The organism is Geminicoccus flavidas (assembly GCF_009806515.1).
GTDB lineage: Bacteria > Pseudomonadota > Alphaproteobacteria > Geminicoccales > Geminicoccaceae > Geminicoccus > Geminicoccus flavidus.
This window is the reverse complement of the sequence record NZ_WUJP01000961.1, coordinates 1-9949: the sequence shown is the minus strand read 5'-3', so window position 1 is coordinate 9949 and position 9949 is coordinate 1. Positions and strand designations below refer to the sequence as shown.

The window sequence follows — 9949 nt, the reverse complement described above, 5'->3', positions numbered from 1 at the left end:
GGTCTGCCTGCACCGGCTACTCTCGCGCCGTTCGGACACAAATCGAGATGTGGTAGGGAGATTATGACAAAACAAAGCCGAAGCTGAAGATGATTGTGCCGATCAGGGTGTAGGCGCACCCGACGGTGATCCCGCTCGATGTGATCAAGCAGAAGACGAGGCCTGCTCTGGAAGGATTTACAGCAGGTGCTGGGAGCCAGCTCAACATATTGTTGGCCTGCACGCCATAGTGAGTATCAAGCTCGGGCGCACGTATGGTATATTTCGCTCCCAAATTCTTGCATGACAAGATGGTTATCGACACCTCCTTCATCTGTCTGGAGGGCATCGACCATGGTCAGTGTCGCCCATCTTCATCTCGAGGCCGGTCTGCTGGGTCGTGCGCTGGTCGGGATCAGCGCGCGTGGTCGCGCCGTCGCGCAGGCACTCAGTGCAGCAGCGCTGGTGATCCAGCACCGATCCGTCGCCGCCGAGCTACGGCAGCTCGACCGCCGGGTGCTGCGTGATCTCGGACTCCAGCGGGAAGGCCAGGCTGTCTGGCAGCAGCTGGACTCCTGACACTCCTGGAGCGAGCCGGATCGCCTGGTCCGGTATGGCCCGAGACAGGCCTAGAAACTGCCATGCGCATGACTCGTCTTGCCGGAGCACTGCTCCCCCTGCTGGTGGCTGCGCCGGCCGGGGTGCATGATTGGTACCAGGGCCTGATGTCGCCCAGCGGCTTTGCCTACTGCGACTGGCAGGATTGCCATGCCGTGCCCTACCGCTTGAACGCGGTGACCGGGGAGGAAGAGGTCAAGGTGAACGGAAGGTGGTGGCCGATCCAGCCCCGCAAGGTGCTCCCCCTGCCCTCGCTGGGCGGCAAGGTCCACGTGTGCTGGGACCAGCGCTTCCAGCTCGCCGAAGAGCAGACCTGCCGCTGCATCATCCTGCCGAGCTCGAGCAGCCTCGATGTTCCCATCATCGGCTAGGCCCCGTTAGCTCCTGAAGTCTGCCCCATCTGCTATGCCGTGAGCAGCAGAGGGGGTGAATTGGATGATACGGGTGTTGACGGATGGGTAGTGGGCGGTGCTGGCACCCTTGATTGAGGCGTGCCGACCGCACCACAAGACCCAGCATCACGACCTGCGCCGGACCATCGAGGCGATCATCTGGCGCTGCCAGAACGGCGCCAAGTGGCGCAGCCTGCCGTCGGAGTTCGGTCCCTGGTGGATAGCCGCCCAGACCTTCATCGGCTGGGGAAGGCTGGGGGTATGGGAACGCTTGCTGACGATGGTGCAGGAACGGGGTGTACAGCTGGGCATGACCTTCTTGGACGGCAGCAACATCCGGGCGCACCAGAAGGCGGCCGGTGCTGCTCAAAAATGGGGCAGCAGAACCCGATGCACTGCGGGTGAGGCACTTGGCCGATCTCGTGGTGGCTATGGCACCAAAGCCTGGGTGATCGCCGACGGCAGCGGCCGTGCCGTCGCTTTCAGCCTCGCCCCAGGACAGGCTCATGAACTGCCCCAGGCGGTCGGGCTGCTCGACCGGCTGCTAAGGATGCCGCGTTGGGTGGTGGCCGATCGCGGCTACACCAGCCATGCCTTCAGGCAGCACATCTGGAACATGGGCAGCGGGCCGGTGATCCCACCGCAGCGGCACGAGGCGCCGGTGGCCTGTCCCGCATGGATCTACCACAACCGCAACCGCGTCGAGCGCCTGTGGGCCAGGCTCAAGGAATGGCGTGCGGTCGCCACCCGCTACGAGAAGAAAGCTAGTTCCTTCATGGGCGTCCTCTGCCTTACTGCTACCTTCGATTGGCTCAAGGACTAACGACCCTAGCCGGCGCGTACCCCTGCATGCAGCATGACGAATCACGCGCGCCCAGGTGTGGCACACTGCTGGCGGACCTGCAGTGCCACGATCTGACCAGGCAAGGCAGGATGATGGCAGAGTAGCCGTTATCGGGCTTGCCACGCGGCCGTGACAGCCTGTGGAGCCAAACCGTCAATCGGCTGTTAAGGAGGGAGATGGCTCCTCAAGGTGGAAAGGCCGCCCATGATTTCTATTAGGGGTTGAATATTGCGGAGATTTAAGCTACCGATGTGATGGTGACATTGTCCCGGTTCCTGGCTCGTGGAGGCAAGATGCACATGCATGTGCTGCAGCAGCGCCGTGGCCGTCCGACCGGGCTGGGGTGGCTTCTCGTATGCATTCTGCCGTGCGCCGGCATCTGGTACGGCCTAGCCCTGATCATCGCGGGCTTCGTCGCCACCACGTCGCCCTAGCGAACTGGTACTCGGAGCGGTAGCTGCGTAGGGTGGGACCATTCCCCCGCCGGGCGGCCGGTCTTCTAGCTCCCGACGCACCTCCTCTGGTAGCCACGAGCATTGGTGCCGCCGGAGCCGTGCGCCGGTTGCTGTCCCGGCACCTCCCCTACCTCCCGACAGTAAGAGCATGGAAAGCACGGCGCACCGGCCGGCATTCCTGCAACAGATGTTCTGCCGCATGTCAGCGCAGCGGCCCGATCCATTGCCTCGTTGAACGTTCCGTGCGACCAGTTTGGCGCGCTACATTCAATGTGCAGGACCGTGCCCGAAATGAATGCAGTCGGTAACCAGATCGGCGATCTTGCGGAAGCCGGCGAGCGCATGATCGAGCGGCTGAGGCGCAAGGCCTTCCTGCCGGAGAGCCGCAAGAGCCTGAACGTGCGGATCGGCATTGCCGAGGCGGCGCAACTCCTGGGCTGCTCCACCAACCGCATCCGGATGGCCGAGGAGGATGGGCGCCTGCCCCCTCCCCCGCCCTCCGAGAACGGTCGCCGCCCCGGCTACAGCATCGAGGAACTGCTGCACATGCGCGAGGTGCTGGGGGCCAGCCCCAGGCGCGCGGAGCCGGACCCGCCGGCGATCATCGCGGTGCAGAACTTCAAGGGCGGTGTCGGCAAGTCGACCGTCACCACGCATCTCGCCCATTACCTGGCCGTCCAGGGCTACCGCGTGCTGGTGGTGGACTGTGATTCTCAGGCGACCACGACCACGCTGTTCGGGTTCAACCCGCACTTCAACATCACCCGCGACGAGACGCTCTACCCCTATCTCTCGATCGAGCCGACCCAGGCGGACTTGACCTATGCAGTCAAAAGCACGCCCTGGCGCAATGTCGACCTGATCCCCTCCAACCTCGAGCTGTTCGACATCGAGTACGAGCTGGCTGCGTCCGGCGCGGATGGCCAGTCGGTGCTGGCTGCCCGGTTCCGCAAGCTGAAGCAGGGCCTGACCGATCTGGCGCAGGGCTACGACATCGTGCTGCTGGACCCGCCGCCGGCGCTCGGCACCATCTCGCTGGCGGTGATGCAGGCGGCCAACGCCCTCTTGATCCCGCTGGCTGCGACGACCCCGGACTTCTGCTCGACCGTGCAGTTCCTGTCGATGTTGGACCAAGTGCTGCAGCAGCTGGAGGCCGCCGGCATCACCGTCGACTACAGCTTCGTGCGGCTGATCTGCTCCAAGCTGGACGGCAACGACCCCTCGCATGCCATGGTGCGGGCGATCATGGAACAGACTTTCGGCCCGGCCCTCCTCCCCGTCCCCATCCTGGAATCGGCGGAAATCAGCCATGCTGCCATGCGGATGATGACGGTCTACGAACTGGAAAAGCCGATCGGCACGCCCAAGACCCACAAGCGTTGCCGGGCCAATCTCGACGAGGCGCTGGGCCAGGTGGAGCAGCTGGTGCGCCAGGGCTGGGGCCGGATCACGCCGGCCGGTGCGGGGGAGGTGCTGTATGCGACCGCCTGAGCCGCTCCATCTGCCAAGATCCCCTGCCCCCTCGGCGTCTTCCCGGAGTGCCGTTCATGGCGCGTAAGCAGTCCGACTATCTGGCGGCTCTTCTGGACAACGACCAGGGCCATGCGGAGGGAGCCCCCTCCCCTGCCCCGCAGCCGCGCGCACGGCCGGCCACCCTGCTCAGCCGCGAATCGGCGCTGGCGCGGATTCAGTCCGGCGAGGTGCGCCAGGTGACCCAGCTATGGTTGGATCCGGCGCGGGTGCGGGTCTGGCCGGGCAATGCCAGGTTCTACGCCCAGCTCACCGAGGAGAACTGCCGCGAGCTGATCGAATCAATCATCGCCGAGGGCGGCCAGAAGGTGCCGGCGGTGGTGCGGCGGATCAGCGGCGATCCGGACCACGATTACGAGGTCGTGGCCGGGACTAGGCGGCACTGGTCGATCAGCTGGTTGCGCGCCCATTCCTACCCGCATCTGCAGTTCCTGGTCCAGGTGGCGCAGCTTGACGACGAGGCCGCCTTCCGCCTGGCGGACCTCGAGAACCGTGTGCGCAAGGACGTGTCCGACCTGGAGCGGGCCCGCAACTACGCCGTGGCCCTGCGCAGCTACTATGGCGGCCACGTCACCCGGATGGCCGATCGGCTGAACATCTCGAAAGGCTGGCTGTCCAAGACCCTGAAGGTCGCGACCATTCCGGACGCGGTGCTGACGGCGTTCGGCTCGGTCCATGACCTCACCATGAAGCCGGCCTATACGCTGGCGCAGGCCCTCGGCAGGGAACCCGCCGCCAAGGCAATCGCCGCCGCGGCCAAACAGATCGCCCGGGAACAGGCTGCTCGCCGCACGGCCGGCCAGCCCGCCCTGCCCGCGCCGGCGGTCCTGCGCCGGCTGCTGGCGGCCCCGGCACCGGACGATGCCGACGCGCAGGCCGGCTCGTTCGTGGTGACAAGCCGGCTCGGCCGCACCGCCCTGTCGATCCAGTCCGCCAACCGCCAGGGCGTGACCATCCGCCTTCATGCCGGCTCGGGTGCTGACGAGGAGGAACTAGTCGCCGGCTTCCGCCAGCTGCTGGCCCGGCTCGATCCGTCGGGGCGGAGGACGCTGCGCTAGTGTTTCCCCGGGGAAACGCTCCAACGAGACCATCCCGTCACCGTTCCGGCAGGCTGCACGGCCGCCGCATCACCACCATGTTTCCCCGGGGAAACGGCCGATGAAGGACCCGGTCAGGGCGCACGTCTCCGAGCAGATCGACCTGTTCCTGCCCTATCTCGCCGACCTGCCGCTGCGGGACCAGCGGGAGATGATGGAGCGGCCTTTCTTCTCGCTCGCCAAGTCCAAGCGGGTCAAGCCGATCGACTACCGCTCGCCTGACGGCAAGCTCTGGGTGCATGTCTCGGCCAACCCGGACTACGGCATGGCCACCATCTGGGATGCGGACATCCTGATCTACTGTGCCAGCCTGCTGGCCGACATGGCGCGCCGCGGTCGCAACGACATCCCGCGCAATCTTAACCTCATGCCCTACGACCTGCTCCGCGCGATCGGCCGACCCACCACCGGCCGGGCCTATGAGCTGCTGGGGCAGGCCCTGGACCGGCTAGTCGCGACCACGGTCAAGACCAACATCCGCGCGGAGAACCGGCGCGAGGCGACTTTTTCCTGGCTGGACGGCTGGACCCAGCTCGTCGACGAGCGGACCGAGCGCAGCCGCGGCATGACCATCGAGCTGTCCAACTGGTTCTACGAGGGCGTGCTCATGACCGGCGGCGTCCTGTCGATCGACCGGGCCTATTTCGACATCAGCGGCGGCCGGGAACGCTGGCTGTACAAGGTGGCGCGCAAGCATGCGGGCGGGGCGGGCGGGGAGGGCTTCGCCATCTCGCTGCCAACTCTGTTCGAGAAGAGCGGTGCCGAAGGCCTCTACCGGCGCTTCAAGTTCGAGATCGCGAAGATCGTCGAGCGTGACGAGCTGCCCGGCTACACGCTCCAGCTGGAGCACGGGTCCGGGCGGTCCGAGCCGTCCCTGCGCATGTGCCGGCGCCAGGAGAATGACGCACGGCCGTCCGCCGGCAGAAAGAGGCCGGACTTGCTAGGAACGGCCCGCAAGGTGACCGCAAACCGGACACTCCAGGACCGCGCCATTACCGAGGCAACCTTGGCGCAGCTGCGTACCGAGTGCCCAGGCTGGGACTACGACGTGCTCCATGCCGAGTTCCGTGCCTGGATCGAGGCCGATCCCGCGCGCATTCCGGCCAACTACCAGCTGGCCTTCATCGGCTTCGTGCGCCGCCACCATGCCCGGAACCGGCACATCGTCACCGGTTAGCCGACGCTCCGATCACCGCGGTGCTGTTCCCGAAGTGTCGGGTCATGCCACAGCATGAGCCATCATGTGGCGACCGTCGGCTCCACCGGTGCAAAGTTTGAACGTCCCTTTGCCGCCGACGGAAGAAACTGATTCAATCACTGGCACATAATCAGTCCTGGATGCGCTGTTTCGACACTCCGGGAACGCCAGCCGATCCATCGGGAACGTTGCCACGACACTTCGGGAACGGCAGGCCCGATCCATCGGGAACGATCCGGCGATCCATCGGGAACCGGGGCACGAGCAGAAGCTGAGCGTTCTCCGGGGCTTAGGCCGAGTGAGGCGTGCCTTAACTCTCTAACTCATCTAGATAAACCATCTAACGCTCGAGGCAGGCAGCGTTGCCGGCGCCAGCAAGCTGAACCGTCAGCAGGCGAGGGCAGGGACCTCACAAGACCCAGCAGGATTGTTCGGGAGCATCCCTCCCGATGCCCTGAGAGGGGCAGCTAGGCAGGCTGACCGGCTGCTGTCGGCGACCCATCGGGGTCCAGCCGGGCCAGTTCCCAGGCGCGTCTGAGGTCGGTGATGTGTTCCGCCATCCAGGTAGTGGCTGCAGTACGGTCCCGCCTGCCGATCGCCGCCACCACTTGCCGGTGTGCCTCGACCAAGCCGCTGCCGCTCTGTGGCAGTTGGGGGCCGATCGCCTGGCAGGCCGGGTAGAGCAGGAGCCCGATCGGCTCTCGGGCCAGGATCAGGGCGCGGTTCAGCGTGGCGGCTGCCACCAGGCTGTGGAACTCCGTATCCAGCGCCACCATCGACCGTCCCGCCGCAATCGCCGCCTCGGTTTCTTCGAGATTGGCTTCCAGGCGCTGGAGCAGCTCATGCTGATGGCGCTCGGCGGCGAGCCCGGCCGCCAGGGGCTCCAGCGCCAGCGCCACCTCCCAGAGCTCCCGAAAGGTGACCTGTTCCAGCAGCATCGCCCGGCTGGCGCTGGGCGCCAGCTCGGCTTGGCCCGGTCGCGAGACGAGCAGGCGCTTCCTGCCGTCCCGGCGCAGAAGACCCTGGGCTTCCAGTTGCCGGATGCCTTCCCGCACCGTCGAGCGGTTGACGCCGAACCGGCCGGCCAGCTCGGTCTCGCTCGGCAACGCCTCGCCCTGCTTGAGCTGCCCGCTCATGATCAGCCGTTCGAGCGTGCGCGAGACCGCCTGGTAGGCAGGGGCCGGCGTCAGCCGCTCGATCCGGACGTCCGTCACCCGTTATCGGGCCCGGACGGCGTGAAGTAGGCCGACAGATCCGCCGCCTCCTGCTTCGCCCTGTTCAGCTCGTGGCGCGATACGACACGCAGATGGACCTCGTCGGGTCCATCGATGAAGCGCAACGCGCGCCCCCAGGTCCACAAGTAGGCCAGCGGCGTGTCGTTCGAGAGGCCCATGGCACCGAAGATCTGGATCGCCCGGTCCAGCACGGTCGTCTGCAGGCGTGCCGCCACCACCTTGATCGCCGAAACGTCGACTCTGGCTGCCTGGTTGCCGTTCGTGTCCATCAGCCAGGCCGCGCGCAGGCAGAGCAGGCGCGCCTGGTCGATCTCCAGGCGCGACAGGGCGATGGCGTCCTGGTTGTTGGCGAAGTCCGACAGATGCCGGCCGAACACCTTGCGCTCGCGGGCACGCTGGCACATCAACTCCAGCGCCAGCTCGCACTGGCCGATCGTGCGCATGCAGTGATGGATCCGCCCGGGCCCGAGCCGCGCCTGGGCGACAGCGAACCCGGCATGTTCCTCGCCCAGGAGGTTCGTCACCGGCACCCGGACGTTCTGGAACAGGACCTCGCAATGCCCTTCGGGGGAATGGTGGTTCATGATCGGCACGTTGCGCACGACGCTGAAGCCCGGTGTGTCCATCGGCACGATCACGAAGGAATGGCGCTGGTGGCGGGGTGCGTCCGGCTCATGGTTGGAGACGCCCATCACCAGCACGAACTTCGCGTTCGGATGGAGTGCGCCGGTGTTGAACCATTTGCGGCCGTTGATGACGTAGTGGTCGCCGTCCCGGCGGATCTGGGTTTCCAGATTGGTCGGGTCGGAGGAGGCGACGTCCGGCTCGGTGATCGAGACGACCGAGCGGATCTCGCCCCTCAGCAGCGGGTCGAGCCAGCGTTGCCGCTGCTCGGACGTGGCGAAGAGATGTAGGATCTCCATGTTGCCCGTATCGGGGGCGTTGCAGTTGAAGACTTCCGACGCCCAGGAGATCCGGCCCATGATTTCGGCTAGCGGGGCGTATTCCAGGTTGGAAAGGCGTGTACCAGGCTCGTCAGGCTTCAGGCCGGGCAGGAACAGGTTCCACAGACCCTGGGACCTGGCGCGTTCCTTGAGCGGCTCGATCACCTCCAAGGGATAGGTGCCGGCTTCGGCCAGCCGGGTCCAGCGTCGGTGTTCCGGCAGGACATGATCGGCCATGAAGGCCTGAAGCCGCGTGCGCAGCTCCTCGACCTTGGGCGAGTAGGCGAAATCCATGGGTCTCCCGGCTCCGATCAACTGGCTCTGGCGAGATCGAGGGCACGCTCGGCGAAGTTGCCGGCCAGCCGCCCGATCTCGCCGGCATTGCTGCCTGCGGCATTGCCCCGGCGCGCCCGGTCGGCGATGCCGACGAAGATCACGGCGAAGCGGAACAGGGCGAACACGACGTGGAAGGGCCGGAGCTCGCCCGCAGGCCTGGCCTGCTGCTGGTAATGCTGCACGAACTCGTCCGCCGACGGGATGCCCAGTGCCGCATGGTCCAGGCCCAGGATGCCGCCATACTCGTCCGGCGCGGTGTGCCAGGTCATGCAGCAAAAGCCGAGATCGGCCAACGGGTGGCCCAGCGTCGACAGTTCCCAGTCGAGGATGCCGATCACCCGGGGCTCGCTCGGGTGGAACAGGAGGTTGCCTAAGCGAAAGTCGCCATGCGCGATCGCGACCCGGCCGTCGTCCGGAGGCAGGTGCCTTTCCAGCCAGGCGACCAGCTCGTCCAAGGCAGGAATGTCGTCGGTCGGCGATTCCCGCCACTGGCGTAACCAGCGGGCGAGCTGGCGGGAAAAATAGCTGCCGGGCCGGCCATAGTCGCCAAGACCCACCGCCTCGGGATCGACCGCATGGAGCCGGGCGAGCGCATCGGCCATGCCCAGATAGATCCCGCGCCGCTCGGGCGGCGTCAGGCCGGGCAGGGCGCACTGGTCGAACACCCGCCCGTCCAGCCGCTCCATCAGGTAGAATGGCGTGCCCACCACGTCCGGGTCGGCATGGAACAGAAGTGGCCGCGGCACCGGCACGTCGGTCGTGGCCAGCGCGTTCAGGACGCGATACTCGCGATCCACCGCATGTGCCGATGGCAGGGTGGGCCCGGCCGGGCGCTTGCGCAGGACCAAGCGCTGGCCGGGCAAGCTCACGAAATAGGTGGGATTGGACTGGCCGCCGCCGATCCGCTCGACCGACATCGGCCCCTGCATCCCTGCCAGGGCGCTCGACAGGAACCGGCGCAGGCGCAGCGGGTCGAAGTCGAGCGTCCCGGTGATCGTGCCGATCTCGTCCGACTCGGCCATGTCGCCTCCTTCTGCCCTGGCCGCCCCTTGACCGGCTGCCGGGTTTGTCCGACAGTCCGACAGAAATGCCGGAGCGTGTCAAGGAACTCCAGGCGAGGGGAGGCGGCATGGTGGGTGACGGACTGGCACCGCGCGGGGCGAACTGGACGGCGCTCAGTCCGCTTGACTTCCTCGACCGCTCCGCCGACGTCTATCCCGGCAAGATCGCCGTGGTGCACGACGACCGCAGGCTGACCTATGCGAAACTGCGCGAGCGCACCCGGCGGCTGGCCGGCCTGCTCCAGGAGCTAGGTGTCGGT

At 66.5% G+C, this 9949-nt stretch carries 10 protein-coding genes; 7 read left to right on the top strand and 3 right to left on the bottom strand.

Translation table 11 applies throughout. The features are described 5' to 3' along the window. Positions 1–333: 333 nt before the first annotated feature. The 6 genes from EQG76_RS27595 (at position 334) to EQG76_RS27570 (ending at position 6092) form a co-directional block, all read left to right on the top strand. Positions 334–558, top strand: a complete 225-nt coding sequence (locus EQG76_RS27595) for a hypothetical protein (RefSeq protein WP_159718254.1) — start codon at positions 334–336, stop codon at positions 556–558. A gap of 62 nt (positions 559–620) precedes the next feature. Continuing rightward, the gene (locus EQG76_RS27590; RefSeq protein WP_159718252.1) at positions 621–968 is read left to right on the top strand and encodes a hypothetical protein; all 348 of its coding nucleotides are present in this window, start codon (positions 621–623) and stop codon (positions 966–968) included. 97 nt (positions 969–1065) lie between these two features. After that, positions 1066–1812: an IS5 family transposase gene (locus tag EQG76_RS27585; RefSeq protein ID WP_235031592.1), complete on the top strand. Its 747-nt coding sequence runs from the start codon at positions 1066–1068 to the stop codon at positions 1810–1812. Between the two features lie 767 nt (positions 1813–2579). Beyond that, entirely contained in the window at positions 2580–3779 is a 1200-nt protein-coding gene (locus EQG76_RS27580) for an AAA family ATPase (RefSeq protein WP_159718250.1), read from the top strand. 56 nt (positions 3780–3835) lie between these two features. Further along, a complete protein-coding gene (locus tag EQG76_RS27575) occupies positions 3836–4876 on the top strand; it encodes a ParB/RepB/Spo0J family partition protein (RefSeq protein ID WP_159718248.1) in 1041 nt (346 codons plus the stop codon). A gap of 100 nt (positions 4877–4976) precedes the next feature. After that, positions 4977–6092, top strand: a complete 1116-nt coding sequence (locus EQG76_RS27570) for a replication initiator protein A (protein WP_159718246.1) — start codon at positions 4977–4979, stop codon at positions 6090–6092. A 488-nt stretch (positions 6093–6580) separates the two neighbouring features. Here EQG76_RS27570 and EQG76_RS27565 read toward each other — a convergent pair whose 3' ends face one another. The 3 genes from EQG76_RS27565 to EQG76_RS27555 are packed head-to-tail and all read right to left on the bottom strand — an operon-like array spanning position 6581 to position 9650. Beyond that, positions 6581–7327, bottom strand: a complete 747-nt coding sequence (locus tag EQG76_RS27565) for a FadR/GntR family transcriptional regulator (protein WP_235031591.1) — start codon at positions 7325–7327, stop codon at positions 6581–6583. Next, complete coding sequence (locus EQG76_RS27560) at positions 7324–8586, bottom strand: acyl-CoA dehydrogenase family protein (protein ID WP_159718244.1); 1263 nt, start codon at positions 8584–8586, stop codon at positions 7324–7326. Before EQG76_RS27560 ends, EQG76_RS27565 begins: the two co-directional genes overlap by 4 nt. A 17-nt stretch (positions 8587–8603) precedes the next feature. Then, on the bottom strand, positions 8604–9650 hold the full coding sequence (locus EQG76_RS27555) for a phosphotransferase family protein (RefSeq protein WP_159718242.1): 1047 nt from the start codon (positions 9648–9650) through the stop codon (positions 8604–8606). Between the two features lie 107 nt (positions 9651–9757). Between EQG76_RS27555 and EQG76_RS27550 the strand changes: the two genes are divergently transcribed. Beyond that, positions 9758–9949: AMP-binding protein (locus EQG76_RS27550; protein ID WP_159718240.1), on the top strand; the 192-nt coding region annotated here is incomplete at its 3' end.

Bases quoted from the DNA above. Each gene is read 5' to 3' on its own strand.
- EQG76_RS27595 (WP_159718254.1), top strand. From the start codon at position 334: ATGGTCAGTGTCGCCCATCTTCATCTCGAGGCCGGTCTGCTGGGTCGT.
- EQG76_RS27590 (WP_159718252.1), top strand. From the start codon at position 621: ATGCGCATGACTCGTCTTGCCGGAGCACTGCTCCCCCTGCTGGTGGCT.
- EQG76_RS27580 (WP_159718250.1), top strand. From the start codon at position 2,580: ATGAATGCAGTCGGTAACCAGATCGGCGATCTTGCGGAAGCCGGCGAG.
- EQG76_RS27575 (WP_159718248.1), top strand. From the start codon at position 3,836: ATGGCGCGTAAGCAGTCCGACTATCTGGCGGCTCTTCTGGACAACGAC.
- EQG76_RS27570 (WP_159718246.1), top strand. From the start codon at position 4,977: ATGAAGGACCCGGTCAGGGCGCACGTCTCCGAGCAGATCGACCTGTTC.
- EQG76_RS27560 (WP_159718244.1), bottom strand. From the start codon at position 8,586: ATGGATTTCGCCTACTCGCCCAAGGTCGAGGAGCTGCGCACGCGGCTT.
- EQG76_RS27555 (WP_159718242.1), bottom strand. From the start codon at position 9,650: ATGGCCGAGTCGGACGAGATCGGCACGATCACCGGGACGCTCGACTTC.